This is a genomic window from Ideonella sp., assembly GCF_035254525.1.
In the GTDB taxonomy this organism is placed as follows: domain Bacteria; phylum Pseudomonadota; class Gammaproteobacteria; order Burkholderiales; family Burkholderiaceae_C; genus Ideonella.
Map to the genome: position 1 here is coordinate 1 of NZ_DATFAN010000161.1, position 12,566 is coordinate 12,566.

Annotated in this window: 12 protein-coding genes and 1 pseudogene; 5 read left to right on the forward strand and 8 right to left on the reverse strand. The window is 68.7% G+C overall.

Features of this window, described 5'->3' with window-relative positions:
- The first annotated feature begins 267 nt into the window (after window positions 1-267).
- The 5 genes from VJ693_RS16350 to boxB all read left to right on the forward strand — a co-directional run bounded on the left by VJ693_RS16350 (window position 268) and on the right by boxB (window position 6,144).
- A complete protein-coding gene (locus VJ693_RS16350; protein ID WP_324155807.1) occupies window positions 268-1,443 on the forward strand; it encodes a cytochrome P450 in 1,176 nt (391 codons plus the stop codon).
- A gap of 17 nt (window positions 1,444-1,460) precedes the next feature.
- Entirely contained in the window at window positions 1,461-1,784 is a 324-nt protein-coding gene (locus VJ693_RS16355) for a 2Fe-2S iron-sulfur cluster-binding protein (protein ID WP_324155810.1), read from the forward strand.
- 67 nt (window positions 1,785-1,851) lie between these two features.
- Complete coding sequence (locus tag VJ693_RS16360) at window positions 1,852-3,096, forward strand: NAD(P)/FAD-dependent oxidoreductase (RefSeq protein ID WP_324155812.1); 1,245 nt, start codon at window positions 1,852-1,854, stop codon at window positions 3,094-3,096.
- Window positions 3,097-3,157: 61 nt separating this feature from the next.
- A complete protein-coding gene (locus VJ693_RS16365; RefSeq protein ID WP_324155814.1) occupies window positions 3,158-4,489 on the forward strand; it encodes an esterase-like activity of phytase family protein in 1,332 nt (443 codons plus the stop codon).
- A gap of 170 nt (window positions 4,490-4,659) precedes the next feature.
- Complete coding sequence (gene boxB / locus VJ693_RS16370; RefSeq protein WP_414652303.1) at window positions 4,660-6,144, forward strand: benzoyl-CoA 2,3-epoxidase subunit BoxB; 1,485 nt, start codon at window positions 4,660-4,662, stop codon at window positions 6,142-6,144.
- 24 nt (window positions 6,145-6,168) lie between these two features.
- Here the strand turns inward: boxB and VJ693_RS16375 are convergent, their stop codons facing one another.
- The 8 genes and pseudogenes from VJ693_RS16375 to VJ693_RS16410 form a co-directional block, all read right to left on the reverse strand.
- Window positions 6,169-7,155: an aldo/keto reductase gene (locus VJ693_RS16375; protein ID WP_324155818.1), complete on the reverse strand. Its 987-nt coding sequence runs from the start codon at window positions 7,153-7,155 to the stop codon at window positions 6,169-6,171.
- The gene (locus VJ693_RS16380) at window positions 7,152-8,108 is read right to left on the reverse strand and encodes a Gfo/Idh/MocA family oxidoreductase (protein ID WP_324155819.1); all 957 of its coding nucleotides are present in this window, start codon (window positions 8,106-8,108) and stop codon (window positions 7,152-7,154) included. The genes VJ693_RS16375 and VJ693_RS16380 overlap by 4 nt, the downstream gene beginning before the upstream one ends.
- Entirely contained in the window at window positions 8,105-8,965 is an 861-nt protein-coding gene (locus tag VJ693_RS16385; RefSeq protein WP_324155821.1) for a class III extradiol dioxygenase subunit beta, read from the reverse strand. The genes VJ693_RS16380 and VJ693_RS16385 overlap by 4 nt, the downstream gene beginning before the upstream one ends.
- On the reverse strand, window positions 8,965-9,366 hold the full coding sequence (ligA, locus tag VJ693_RS16390) for a protocatechuate 4,5-dioxygenase subunit alpha (RefSeq protein WP_324155823.1): 402 nt from the start codon (window positions 9,364-9,366) through the stop codon (window positions 8,965-8,967). The genes VJ693_RS16385 and ligA overlap by 1 nt, the downstream gene beginning before the upstream one ends.
- Window positions 9,367-9,368: 2 nt before the next feature.
- Entirely contained in the window at window positions 9,369-10,292 is a 924-nt protein-coding gene (locus tag VJ693_RS16395) for an amidohydrolase family protein (protein ID WP_324155824.1), read from the reverse strand.
- A gap of 1 nt (window position 10,293) precedes the next feature.
- A complete protein-coding gene (locus VJ693_RS16400) occupies window positions 10,294-11,214 on the reverse strand; it encodes a DUF1932 domain-containing protein (protein WP_324155826.1) in 921 nt (306 codons plus the stop codon).
- A gap of 22 nt (window positions 11,215-11,236) precedes the next feature.
- Window positions 11,237-12,220 (reverse strand): tripartite tricarboxylate transporter substrate binding protein, encoded by a 984-nt coding sequence (locus tag VJ693_RS16405; protein WP_324155827.1) that lies wholly within the window; start codon window positions 12,218-12,220, stop codon window positions 11,237-11,239.
- A 38-nt stretch (window positions 12,221-12,258) separates the two neighbouring features.
- A pseudogene (locus VJ693_RS16410) lies at window positions 12,259-12,566 on the reverse strand (4-carboxy-4-hydroxy-2-oxoadipate aldolase/oxaloacetate decarboxylase); the annotation flags it as partial.

Sequence of the window (12,566 nt, forward strand, 5' to 3'; positions counted from 1 at the left end):
CGCGAGCGGATCGACTCGATGTGCAGCATCTCCTGGGCGGGCGCGCCGGTTTCTCCGTAGAGCGCGAAGGCCGGCAAGGCGGCGCGCGGGCTCGTGGCGCGGCGGGGCGGGGTGGCGGGGCGGCGCTTCGGCATCGTCTGCGCAGTGTCAGCCAGTGCACGTCAAAAGTGCAAGTCTTGTGGGTGCTCCGTCCAGCGCGCAAAGACCGCTTCGTCCGCAGAATTCGCCCACGGCGCAAGACCCCGATGCCGATATGGAGACAAGCCGATGTTCACATTCGACCCCTATTCCCCGGCGATCGATGCCGACCCGTTCCCGGCCTACCGGCGCCTGCGCGAGGAATTCCCATGCTTCTGGAGCCCCGAGGCGCAGATGTGGGTGCTGTCGCGCTACGCCGACATCGTTACCGCGCTGAACGACTGGCAGACCTACTCGTCGGCCAGCGGCAACCTGATGACCGAGCTGCCCGGTCGCGCCGGTGCGACGCTCGGCAGCTCGGATCCCCCGCGCCACGACCGCATGCGTGCGCTGATCCAGCACGCCTTCATGAAGCGCAACCTGGAGGCGCTGGCGGAACCGATTCGCGCCATCGCCAAGTCGGCGGCCGAAGAAGTGCGCGGCCAGGCCAGCTTCGACTTCAAGGAGTTCTCGTCGAAGTTCACTGTGCGGGTGCTGATGGCGGCCTTGGGCCTGCCCACCGGCGACGAAGCCCTGGTGGACGAGCAGACGGTGCGCGAGAAGGCCGTGCTGATGGTGCAGAGCGATCCGCGCACGCGGGCCAAGGCGCCGGAGCACCTGTCCGCCTACCAGTGGATGCAGGACTACGCCGCGCAGGTGATCGCGCTGCGCCGCGCCAGCCCCCGCAACGACCTGATCAGCCACTTCAGCATGGCCGAGATCGACGGCGACCGGCTCGACGAGCGCGAGGTGCTGCTGACCACGACCACGCTGATCATGGCCGGCGTCGAATCGCTCGGCGGCTTCATGATGATGTTCGCGCTGAACCTGGCCGACCACCCGGCGGCGCGCCGCGCGGTGGTGGCCGACCCGTCGCTGCTGCCCGACGCGATCGAGGAATCGCTGCGCTTCAACACCTCGGCCCAGCGCTTCCGCCGCCGGCTGATGAAGGACGTGACGCTGCACGGCCAGACCATGCGCGAGGGCGATTTCGTCTGCCTGGCCTACGGCTCGGGCAACCGCGACGAGCGCCAGTTCCCCAACCCCGACGTCTACGACATTGCCCGCAAGCCGCGCGGCCACCTGGGTTTCGGCGGCGGCGTGCACGCCTGCCTGGGCACGGCCATCGCGCGGCTGGCGGTGAAGATCGCCTTCGACGAATTCCACCGCGTGGTGCCTGACTACAAGCGCTTGCAAGAGCAGCTGCCGTGGATGCCTTCGTCGACCTTTCGCAGCCCGCTGGTGCTCGAGCTGGCGGCGCAGTGAACGGCGAGGGACACGAGATGACCCAAATCACCTTCATTGAAGCCCACGGCGGCGAGACTTCGCTCGATGTGCCCGATGGCTGGACGCTGATGCAGGCCGCCACCGCGAACGGCGTCGACGGCATCCTCGGCGAATGCGGCGGCTCCTGCGCTTGCGCCACCTGCCACTGCTATGTGGACGAGCTGCTGATGGCCGTGCTGCCGCCGCCGTCCGACGGCGAGCTCGGGATGCTGGCCAACGTGGCCGCGCAGCGCCAGCCCAACAGCCGGCTGGCGTGCCAGATCAAGGCGAGCGCCGCGATGGCGGGCGCGCGCGTCACCTTGCCAGAGATGCAGGAATGAGCCCGCCGGGCCGCCCCAAGGGCGAAATCCCCCCCGGGGGGACGGCGCCAAGCGCCAAGGGGGTCGCATGACCTCCGCCGCGCACATCGTGGTGGTCGGCACCGGCCAGGCCGGCATCACCGCGGCCGAGGCGCTGCGCGCCGGTGGCTTCGAGGGCGAGATCACGCTGATCGGTGACGAGCCGCACGCGCCGTACCACCGGCCGCCGCTGTCCAAGGCCTGGCTGGCCGGCGAGGTGCAGGCGGCGCAGCTCACGATGCGCCTGCCCGAGGTGCTGGCGAAGAAGGGCATCGCGCTGCGCACGGGGGTGCGGGTCGAATCGATCGACCGCGCCGCGCAGTCCTTGCGCCTGTCGGACGGGCAGGCCCTGCGCTACACCGGCCTGGTGCTGGCCACCGGCGCAGTCGCGCGGCGGCTGCCCTTGCCCGGCGCGCAGGCGCCCAACGTGCTGGCGCTGCGCACGCGCGACGATGCCGAAGCCATTGCCGCCCGGCTGGCGGCTTGCCGCGAGGCCGGCCGCCCGCTGGTCGTGATCGGAGGCGGTTTCATCGGGCTCGAGGTGGCGGCCACCGCGCGCAAGCTCGGCGTGGCGGTGACCGTGCTCGAAGCCGCGCCGCGCCTGCTGATGCGTGCGCTGGTGCCGGCCTTGTCGGACTGGTTCGCCGCGCTGCACCGTGCGCACGGCGTGGAGCTCGTGCTCGATGCGGCGGTCGAATCCATCGAGTGCGACGCCGCCGGCCTGGCCCAGGCCGTGAGCCTGCGCGACGGCCGTCGTTTCGCGTGTGGGGCGGTGGTGCTCGGTGTGGGCGTTCAGGCCGACGATGTGCTGGCGTGTGCGGCGGGCCTGGCCTGCGACCGCGGCGTGATCGTCGACGAGCACGGCCGCACCAGTGACCCGCTGATCGTCGCCGCCGGCGACTGCACAGCCCGGCGTCTGGCGGACGGGAGCCTGCTGCGGCTGGAATCGGTGCAGGCCGCCACCGAAGGCGCCAAGGCCGCCGCGGCCAGCCTGCTCGGCCAGGCCAGGCCGTTCACGGCGGCGCCGTGGTTCTGGTCCGATCAGTTCGGCCACAAGCTGCAGATGGCCGGCCTGTCCAGCGGCGCCGATACCAGCGTCACGCGCGGTGACCCGGCCGCCGGGCCGTTCTCGCTGTGGCACTTCCGCGATGGGGTGCTGGTCGCGGTCGACACGATCGATTCGTCGAAGGACCATCTGCTCGCGCGCAAGCTGCTCGATGCGCGGGTGTCGCCCACGCCCGGCCAACTCGCCGACCCCGCGTTCGAGGCGGCCAGCCTGCTCGCGCCGCACTGAGGGCTTCACGCCGCTGTCATCGCGGGCCGCCAGCATCGCGCCTCCAACCAGGAGGACGACGATGACTCTCGCATTTCGCCCCGCGCGCCTCGCGCGCCTTCCGCTGGCTGCCGCGCTGGCCTGCACGATGGCCGCCGGCGCCCACGCGGCCGGCACGCTGACCGGCTTCGCCATGATGCCGGCCGACACCTTCGCGCCAGGCCCGACCTCGGGCCAGTTCGCCAGCGGCGCCAACGGCCGCACGCTGCCGCTGGTCGACCGGCAGCCGGTGCAGGGCTTCTCCGCGGTGCTGCCCGGCCCGCGCGCCGGCACCTTCCGGGTGATGCCCGACAACGGCTTCGGCACCAAGGCCAATTCGCCGGATGCGCTGTTGCGCCTGTACAGCGTGCGGCCGGACTTCCGCCGTTTCGACGGCAGCGGGCTGGCGGGCAGCGGCACGGTCGTGCCGGTGGACCGCGACAGCGGGCAGGATCTGGCAGGCTTCGACACGCACAGCTTCGTCACGCTGCACGACCCCGAGCACCGTATCGGCTTTCCCCTCGTCGCCGACGGCGAGTTCTATCCCTATGCGGGCAGCGGCCCCGGCAGCGCCGACATTCCCGTCGACAAGGCCATCCGCAAGAAGCGTCTGCTGACCGGCGCCGATTTCGACATCGAGTCGGTGCGCATGGACCGCAAGGGCCGGCTGTGGTTCGGCGAGGAGTTCGGCCCCTTCCTGCTGCAGGCCAACGCGCACGGCAAGGTGCTGCGCACCGAGGTGCCGATGCCGGGGGTGACGTCGCCCGACAACCCCCACCTGAACGGCGGCACTGCCAACCTGGGCCGCTCGAAAGGCTTCGAGGGCATGGCGATCGACGGCGCGGGCAAGACGCTGTTCACACTGCTCGAAGGCACCGTGACGGGCGACCCGGCCGGCAGCCTGCGCATCAACGCCTTCGACATCGCCAGCGCCGCCTACACGGGCGCACAGTGGCTCTACAGGCTGGACCCGCAGGGCACGAACATCGGCGACATGACGGCGGTCAACGACCACCAGTTCCTCGTCATCGAGCGCAACGGCACCGAGACGCCGCGCTTCAAGAAGATCTTCCTGATCGACCTGAACGCGGTCGACGGCGACGGCTTCGTATCGAAGGCCGAGGTGGTCGACCTGATGAACGTGGCCGACCCGCACGACCTGAACCAGGACGGGCAGGGCGTCTTCACCTTCCCCTTCGTCACCATCGAGGACGTGCTGGTGCTCGATGCGAAGACGCTGCTGGTGATCAACGACAACAACTACCCCGGCAGCAGCCGCGACAGCGGCGTGCCGGACCCGACCGAGTTCCTGCGCATCGAGTTGGATACCGCGCTGCCACTGGATCCTCCCAATGTGGCCGAAGATGAATCATAATGCATCTTACAATTCGCCATTTTGCTGATCTGGATCAGATTCGCGGCCGAATGAAGCAATAAAGTGCCTGCTCCGTTTGACGTTTCGCAGGATAGTGCGCAACGCACTGCGACCCCGCTGGCGTCAAACGGCCCCTGTGGACGTGGTCAAGAGGAGCAAGCATGAGCGAGATGGTGGAGACCCTGGTCGAGGCGCGCGAGAGCGTGCAGGCCGACAACTTCGTCGAAGTGAAGCTCGACGAGAGCATTCCCAACAACGTCAACCTGTCGACGGACAAGCAGCTGCTGCGCGCCCTCGAGAGCTGGCACCCCCAGTACCTCGAATGGTGGAAGGACATGGGGCCGGACGGCTTCCAGGACGCCGAGGTCTACCTGCGCACGGCCGTCGGCGTCGACCCCTCGGGCTGGGCCAAGTTCGGCCACGTGAAGATGCCTGAGTACCGCTGGGGCATCCTGCTCGCGCCGCAGGTCGAGGGCCGCACCATCCCCTGCGGCCGGCACAAGGGCGAGCCCGTCTGGCAGGAGGTGCCGGGCGAGTACCGGGCCTTGTTGCGCCGCCTCATCGTCGTGCAGGGCGACACCGAGCCGGCGTCGGTCGAGCAGCAGCGCTACCTCGGCAAGACGGCACCCAGCCTGTACGACATGCGCAACCTGTTCCAGGTGAACGTCGAGGAAGGCCGGCACCTGTGGGCCATGGTCTACCTGCTGGTGAAGTACTTCGGCAAGGACGGCCGCGAAGAGGCCCAGGCCCTGCTGGAGCGCCGCAGCGGCCAACAGGACAACCCACGCATCCTCGGTGCCTTCAACGAGCGCACGCCGGACTGGTTGTCGTTCTTCATGTTCACCTACTTCACCGACCGCGACGGCAAGATGCAGCTCGCCGCGCTGGCCGAAAGCGGCTTCGACCCGCTCTCGCGCAGCTGCCGCTTCATGCTGACCGAGGAGGCGCACCACCTGTTCGTCGGCGAGACCGGCGTGCAGCGCACGATCGAGGCCACCTGCGCTGCGATGAAGCAGGCCGGCATCACCGACCCGTACGACACCGAGCGCATCCGCGCGCTGGGCGTGGTGGACCTGCCGCTGCTGCAGCGCAAGGCCAACTTCCACATGAGCGTGACGCGTGATCTCTTTGGCAGCGAGATCTCGAGCAACGGCGCCGAGGCCTTCAGCTCGGGCCTGAAGGGCCGCTTCAACGAGGCGCAGCTGAAAGACGACCACCAGCTGCAGGACGAGGTCTACAACGTCACCCGCGTCATTGACGGACGGCTCGTCGACGAGGCCGTGCCGGCGCTGCGGGCCATCAACTGCCGCCTGCTGGACGACTACATCGCCGATTGCCAGGGCGGCATCGACCGCTGGAACAAGGTCATCGAGAAGGCCGGCATCGACTTCAGGATGGCGCAGCCGCACAAGGGCTTCAACCGCAAGATCGGCGAGTTCAAGGGCCACCACATCAGCCCGGCCGGCGAGCTGCTGACATCGAACCAGTGGGCCGAGCAGATCGGTCAATGGCTGCCGAACGACGACGACATGGCGTTCATCGCGTCGCTGATGAAGCCGTGCACCGAGCCGGGCAAGTACGCCAGCTGGATCGCGCCGCCGCGCATGGGCATCAACAACCAGCCGGGCGAGTTCGAGTACGTGAAGATCGCCTGATGCCGCCGGCCGAGGAGTGCTGCGTCAGAACTCCTCGGTGTCGATCTCGGCCTGCGTCGCGGCGTTGTAGCGCGGGCCGAGCACCGTGTCAGGGTTGATCAGCGTGCCGGCGCGCGCCAGCACGCTGACCGGCAGCGGCAGCTCGGCGGCGCCGAGGTCGTCGTCGAGATGGGCGATGCGCGTCGTCCCCGGGATCGGCACGATGTGCTCGCCCTGGGCCAGCAGCCAGGCCAGCGCGAGCTGCGCCGGCGTGCAGCCGGCCTCGGCGGCCAGCGCGGCCAGGCCGTCGGCCAGCTTCAGGTTGGCCGCGTAGGCCTCGGGCGCGAAGCGCGGCATCGCGCGGCGGATGTCCTTCGCATCGAAAGTGCTCACGTCGCGCAGCGTGCCGGGCAGGAAGCCGCGCGCCAGCGGGCTGAAGGCGACGAAGGCGGTGCCGAGCTCGCGGCAGGCCTGCAGCACGGCGATCTCGGGGTTGCGCGTCCACAGCGAATACTCGGTCTGCAGCGCGGCGATCGGGTGCACCGCGTGGGCGCGGCGCAGCGTGGCGGCCGACACCTCCGACAGGCCGATCGCCTGGATCTTGCCGGCGCGTACCAGATCCGACAGCGCGCCGACCGAATCCTCGATCGGCACCTGTCGGTCCCAGCGGTGCAGGTAGTACAGGTCGATGACCTCGGTCCTCAGCCGCTTCAGGCTCTCGTCGCAGGTGCGCTTGAGCGTGGCCGGCCGGCCGTCGATGACGCGCTTGCCGTCCACGCCCGTCATGCCGCACTTGCTGGCCAGCGTGAACTGCCGGCGGTGCGGCGACAGCACGCGGCCGACCAGTTCTTCGTTCGTGCCGAAGCCATACAGCGCCGCGGTGTCGAACAGCGTCACGCCGCGGTCCAGCGCGTGCAGCAGCAAGGCCTGCGCCGCCTCGAACGACGGCGGCTGGCCGTAGGCATGGCTCAGGTTCATGCAGCCCAGGCCGATGGCCGAGACCGCGAACGGGCCGATGCGCCGCGTGGTCATGCGGCGTTCAACTGCTGCTCGAGCTCGTGCAGCACGCGGTAGCACGGCAGCACCTGCGCCACGCTCGCATTGGGCTCGCGGCCCTCGCGGATGGCGGCGAAGAATTCGCGGTCCTGCAGCTCGATGCCGTTCATCGACACATCGACCTTGGACACGTCGATCTTCTCTTCCTTGCCGTTGAACAGGTCGTCGTAGCGCGCGATGTAGGTCGCGCTGTCGCCGATGTAGCGGAAGAAGGTGCCGAGCGGGCCATCGTTGTTGAAGCTCAAGCTGAGCGTGCAGATCGCGCCGTTCGCCGCCTTGAGCTGGATGGACATGTCCATCGCGATGCCCAGCGCCGGGTGGATCGGGCCCTGGATCGCGTTGGCCTTCACGATGGGGCTGCCGCACTGGTAGGCGAACAGGTCCACCGTGTGCGCGGCATGGTGCCACAGCAGGTGGTCCGTCCAACTGCGCGGCTGGCCCAGCGCGTTCATGTTCGTGCGGCGGAAGAAGTAGGTCTGCACGTCCATCTGCTGGATGTGGAACTCGCCTGCGTCGATCTTCTTGTGCACGAACTGGTGGCTGGGGTTGAAGCGGCGAGTGTGGCCACACATCGCCACCAGCCCGGTCTCGCGCTGCAACTGCACCACCTCCTCGCCGGCTGCCAGGCTGTCGCACAGCGGAATCTCGACCTGCACGTGCTTGCCGGCCTTCAGGCAGGCGATGGCCTGCGCGGCATGCATCTGCGTGGGCGTGCACAGGATGACCGCGTCCACCTCGGGCAAGGCCAGGCTGTCGGCCAGCTCGGTCGTCACGTGGCCGATGCCGTACTTGGCGGCGACCTCGCGGGTCTTGTCGAGCTCGCGGCTGACCAGCGAGACGACCTCGACGCCGTCGATGTTCTGGATGCCGTCCAGGTGCTTGATACCGAAGGCGCCGGCGCCGGCCAGCGCAACCTTGATGGTCTTCATGACGGGTTCTCCATGATCAGGTGGCCGACGGCCGTGTTCGAGGCGGGCACGTGATAGAAGCGGTGCTTGACGGCGGGCTTCGGTCCGCCGGCCACGTCCGCCATCGCGCCGCGCGCGATCAGCCACATGACCAGCTCGATGCCTTCGGAGCCGGCTTCGCGCACGTAGTCGATGTGCGGCAGCTTGGACAGGCCGTCGGGGTCGGCGATCAGCCGGTCGAGGAAGGCGTTGTCCCACTCGCGGTTGATGAGACCGGCACGCGGCCCTTGCAGCTGGTGGCTCATGCCGCCGGTGCCCCAGATCTGCACGTTCAGCGGCTGGTCGAAGGATTCGATCGCGCGCCGGATCGCCTGGCCCAGCATGAAGCAGCGCCGGCCCGAGGGTACGGGGTATTGCACGACGTTGACGGCGAACGGGATCACCGGGCAGGGCCAGGCTTCGGGTTGACCGCACATCAGCGACAGCGGCACCGTCAGGCCGTGGTCGACGTCCATCTTGTTGACGATGGTGAGGTCGAAGTCGTCCTGGATCACGCTCTGCGCGATGTGGGCGGCGAGCTCCGGGTGGCCGATCACCTTGGGCACCGGTCGCGGGCCCCAGCCCTCGTCGGCCGGATTGAACTCTGCCGCGCAGCCGATCGCGAAGGTCGGAATCAGCTCGAGGCTGAAGGCGGTCGCGTGGTCGTTGTAGACGAGGAAGATGACGTCGGGCGGGTTGTCCTTCAGCCACTGCTTCGAATACTCGTAGCCCTTGAACACCGGCTGCCAGTAGGGCTCGGCGGATTTGCCGAGATCGAGCGCCGCGCCGATGGCGGGCACGTGCGAGGTGTAGACGCTGGCGGTGATCTTGGCGGCCATTACTTCTTTGCTCCGGTCTGTTCACCGATGTAGCGATTGCCTTCCGGCGAGCGGCCACCGGCCAGCATCATCGCGGCGTACTCTTCCTGCGTCATGCCGGTCATGCTGGCGGCCATGTACTGGAAGCTCTTGCCATCGGTCGCGCCGATCTTGGCCAGGAAGTAGATGTTGCCGCCGGCGGCGATGCAGCGGTTCAGGTCGCGCGTCAGCACCCCCTGCTTCTGCTCCTCGGTCATTGGCCACTCGTCGAGATAGGCGCGCTCGTCGGCCTTGAAGCGCTCGCGGTTGGCGGCCTTCATCAGCGACATGCAGAACTGGTTCAGCCAGTAGCCCTTGCGAGACTGGTCGGCATCGAAGATCGTCGTGCCGGGGATGTCCTGGTAGGGTTTGTTCAGAGCCATCGTCAGCCTTTCGCTTCTTCAGGCCAGTACAGGCGCATCGGGTTGTCGACCAGGAGCTTCTTCTGCAGCTCGGGCGTCACCGCGATGTGCGGGATGAAATCGACCAGCAGGCCGTCGTCGGGCATGTGGTCCTTCAGGTTCGGGTGCGGCCAGTCGGTGCCCCACAGCACGCGGTCGGGGAAGGTCTCGACGATGCGGCGGGCGAAGGGCACGACATCGCGATAGGCGGCCTGCTCGCCGTTGAGCGCTCGCGGCCCCGCGACTGAAAGCCGCTCCGGACAGCTGACCTTGCTCCACACGTTCGGATGCTCGCGCATGAACCTGACGAACAGCTCGAACTCGGGTCCGTCGACCGGCTTGCTCACGTCGGGCCGGCCCATGTGGTCGACGACGACGGTGGTGGGCAGGGCGGTGAAGAAATCCCACAGCTCGGGCAGGTCCACCGCCTCGAAGTAGATGACGACGTGCCAGCCGAGCTTGGCGATGCGGCCGGCGATCTCCATCAACTCGTCCTTGGGCGTGAAGTCGACCAGGCGCTTGACGAAGTTGAAGCGCACGCCGCGCACACCGCTGTCGTGCAGCTCCTGCAACTCGCCATCGGTGATGCTGCGGCGTACGGTGGCCACGCCGCGGGCCTTGCCGCCCGAGGCCAGGCAGGCATCGACCATCGCGCGGTTGTCCGCGCCATGGCAGGTGGCCTGCACGACCACGTTGCGGGCGAAGCCCAGGTGGTCGCGCAGGGCGAACAGCTGCTGCTTTGAGGCATCGCAGGGCGTGTACTTGCGCTCCGGCGCGAAGGGGAATTCGTCGCCGGGGCCGAAGACGTGGCAGTGCGCGTCCACGCTGCCGGGCGGCAGCTGGAAGCGGGGTTTGCTGGGGCCGCTGTACCAGTCCAGCCAGCCGGGGGTCTTGGTGAAAGGGATCATGTCAGTCGTCGGCGGCAAGGTGCTTCAGGATGCGGTCGGCTTCGGTGCGCCAGTCGGGGCTGCGGGCAAACGCAGCCGTGCCGCGGGTGCCGAACAGGCCCGCGTCGGCGAGGCCGGCCACCCAGGCCTGGCGCTCGGCGGTGCCCGAAGCGCTCCAGGGCTCGAGGCCGGCTTCGCGCACGGTCTGTGCGACTTCGCGCACTTCCTCGCTGCGGCGCCGGCCGTGCTCGATGACACGCTGGAAGAAGTAGGCGGCCTGCTTCTCCCAATCGATGCCGGGGAAGGTTTCGTAGAGCGACGTGATCACCGCATCCTCCACGCCGTAGTGGCGCGCGGTCGTGAAGCTCTCGATAACCATCGCCTCCAGGCCCTTGATCATCACGCTGCGGCACATCTTGGTGGCCGAGGCCACGCCGAGCCGGTCGCTCGCGACCTTGGCCGCGAAGCCGAGCGTGTTGATCAGCGGCGCCAAGGTCTCGGCGTGCGGCCCGCCGAGCAGCAGCGGCACCTTGATGCGGTAGGGCGGCACGCTGGTCATCACCGCGCCCTCGACATAGCGTGCGCCACCGGCTTCGATCAGCGCGGCGGCATCGAGCTTGGCGCCCGGCGACGCGGAGTTGAAGTCGAGAAAGAGGGCGTCGCGCTGGATCGCCGGGGCACAGGCCTGCGCGACCGGCACCGTCTGGCTGGCGGTGACCGCGCTGACGATGAAGTCGCAGCGCGCCGCCAGCTCGGCGTGGGTGGCGGCCAGCGTCACGCCATGCGCAGCCGCGTGCGCGCGCAGCGGTGGCGCGGCCGACGCATCACCCAGCTTCAGGTCGTAGGTGGCGACGGCCAGGCCCTGGGCGCGCAGGTCCTCGGCAAGGATGCGGCCGACCTCACCGTAGCCGACCAGGCCGATCCTCCACTGCTTCGGGTCCATGGCAGCGTTCCTCGTCGAGAGCTCAATCAAGCGAGGCCTTCGACCGCTTGACCACGTCGGCGTACTTGGCCGATTCGGCGGCGATGAAGGCGTTGAACTGGTCGCGCGTGACCGGGAAGGTCTCGTAGCCGAAGGTCGCGTAGCGCTCCTTGATGTCGGGCTCGGCCAGGGCGGCCTCGATGTCCTTCTGGATCTTGTCGGCCACGGCCTTCGGCAGGCCCTTGGGCGCGGCGAGCGTGGTCCAGCCGGTCACTTCGTAGCCGGCCGGGCCGCCGGATTCGGCAACGGTGGGTACATCGGGGAAGGCCGGGTGGCGCTTCGGCGCGGTGACGGCGATGAACTTGATCTTGCCCGAGCGCTGCAGCGGGCCGGCAGTGGCCAGCGAGCCGAGCGCGAAGTTCAGCTCGCCGTTGGCCACGCCGGTGTAGAGCATCGATGTTTCCTTGTAGATCACGTGCTGCATCTCGGTGTTGGTCATCGATTCGAGCAGCGCCGAGCCCAGGTGCACCGGGTTGCCGACCGACCACGAGCCGTAGTTCAGGGCGCCGGGCCGGGCCTTGGCGTCGGCCACGATGTCGCCCACCGTCTTGTATTTGCTGCCCGCCCCGACACCGACGAAGAAGTAGGTGCGGAACAGCGGCGCGACCTGCTCGAAATCCTTCACCGGGTCATAGGGCAGCTTCTTGAACAGGTGCGGGTAGGCGACGAGGTGCACGTTGTCGAGCTGGATCAGGTCGGTGCCGTCGGTCGCGCCGCGCTTGAAGGCGTCGATCGCGATGAAGCCGTTGGCGCCCGGCTTGTTCTCGACAACGACCGGCTGGCCCCACTTCTTCTGCAGCTTCTCGGCCAGCACGCGCACCACCGCCTCGGGCCCCGCGCCGGCGGGGAAGGGCGTGACGATGCGCACCGGTTTGGTCGGCCAGTCCTGCGCGTGGGCAGTCGGCATGCTCGCCAGCGCGCCCGTGGCGGCCAAGGCCAGCGCGGCGCGGCGGGTGAAGGTCCTCATCGGGTACGTCTCCTCGGTACTGCTTGCAGGGAATCGGTTCAGTCGATGTAGCGCAGGCCGGCCTTCTCCAGCGGCTCGCGCATCTTGTACATGTCCAGGCCCAGCACGCCGCTGGCCAGCTTGGCGCGCTTCTCGCCTTCGTTGGCCTCGCGGGCGGCGGCGGCTTCGAGCGTCTTCGGGGCAAAAGCGCGCGGCACGCAGACCACGCCGTCGTCGTCGGCGACGATCACGTCGCCCGGGGTGACGAGCGCACCGGCGCAGACGATGGGGATGTTCACCGAGCCGAGCGTCGCCTTGATCGTGCCCTTGCTGCTGATGGCCTTGCTCCAGACCGGGAAGCCCATCT

What these genes read in the sequence shown, in the direction of transcription:
- VJ693_RS16350 (WP_324155807.1), top strand. Translation starts at nt 268, where the DNA reads ATGTTCACATTCGACCCCTATTCCCCGGCGATCGATGCCGACCCGTTC.
- VJ693_RS16355 (WP_324155810.1), top strand. Translation starts at nt 1,461, where the DNA reads ATGACCCAAATCACCTTCATTGAAGCCCACGGCGGCGAGACTTCGCTC.
- VJ693_RS16360 (WP_324155812.1), top strand. Translation starts at nt 1,852, where the DNA reads ATGACCTCCGCCGCGCACATCGTGGTGGTCGGCACCGGCCAGGCCGGC.
- VJ693_RS16365 (WP_324155814.1), top strand. Translation starts at nt 3,158, where the DNA reads ATGACTCTCGCATTTCGCCCCGCGCGCCTCGCGCGCCTTCCGCTGGCT.
- boxB (WP_414652303.1), top strand. Translation starts at nt 4,660, where the DNA reads ATGGTGGAGACCCTGGTCGAGGCGCGCGAGAGCGTGCAGGCCGACAAC.
- VJ693_RS16375 (WP_324155818.1), bottom strand. Translation starts at nt 7,155, where the DNA reads ATGACCACGCGGCGCATCGGCCCGTTCGCGGTCTCGGCCATCGGCCTG.
- VJ693_RS16380 (WP_324155819.1), bottom strand. Translation starts at nt 8,108, where the DNA reads ATGAAGACCATCAAGGTTGCGCTGGCCGGCGCCGGCGCCTTCGGTATC.
- VJ693_RS16385 (WP_324155821.1), bottom strand. Translation starts at nt 8,965, where the DNA reads ATGGCCGCCAAGATCACCGCCAGCGTCTACACCTCGCACGTGCCCGCC.
- ligA (WP_324155823.1), bottom strand. Translation starts at nt 9,366, where the DNA reads ATGGCTCTGAACAAACCCTACCAGGACATCCCCGGCACGACGATCTTC.
- VJ693_RS16395 (WP_324155824.1), bottom strand. Translation starts at nt 10,292, where the DNA reads ATGATCCCTTTCACCAAGACCCCCGGCTGGCTGGACTGGTACAGCGGC.
- VJ693_RS16400 (WP_324155826.1), bottom strand. Translation starts at nt 11,214, where the DNA reads ATGGACCCGAAGCAGTGGAGGATCGGCCTGGTCGGCTACGGTGAGGTC.
- VJ693_RS16405 (WP_324155827.1), bottom strand. Translation starts at nt 12,220, where the DNA reads ATGAGGACCTTCACCCGCCGCGCCGCGCTGGCCTTGGCCGCCACGGGC.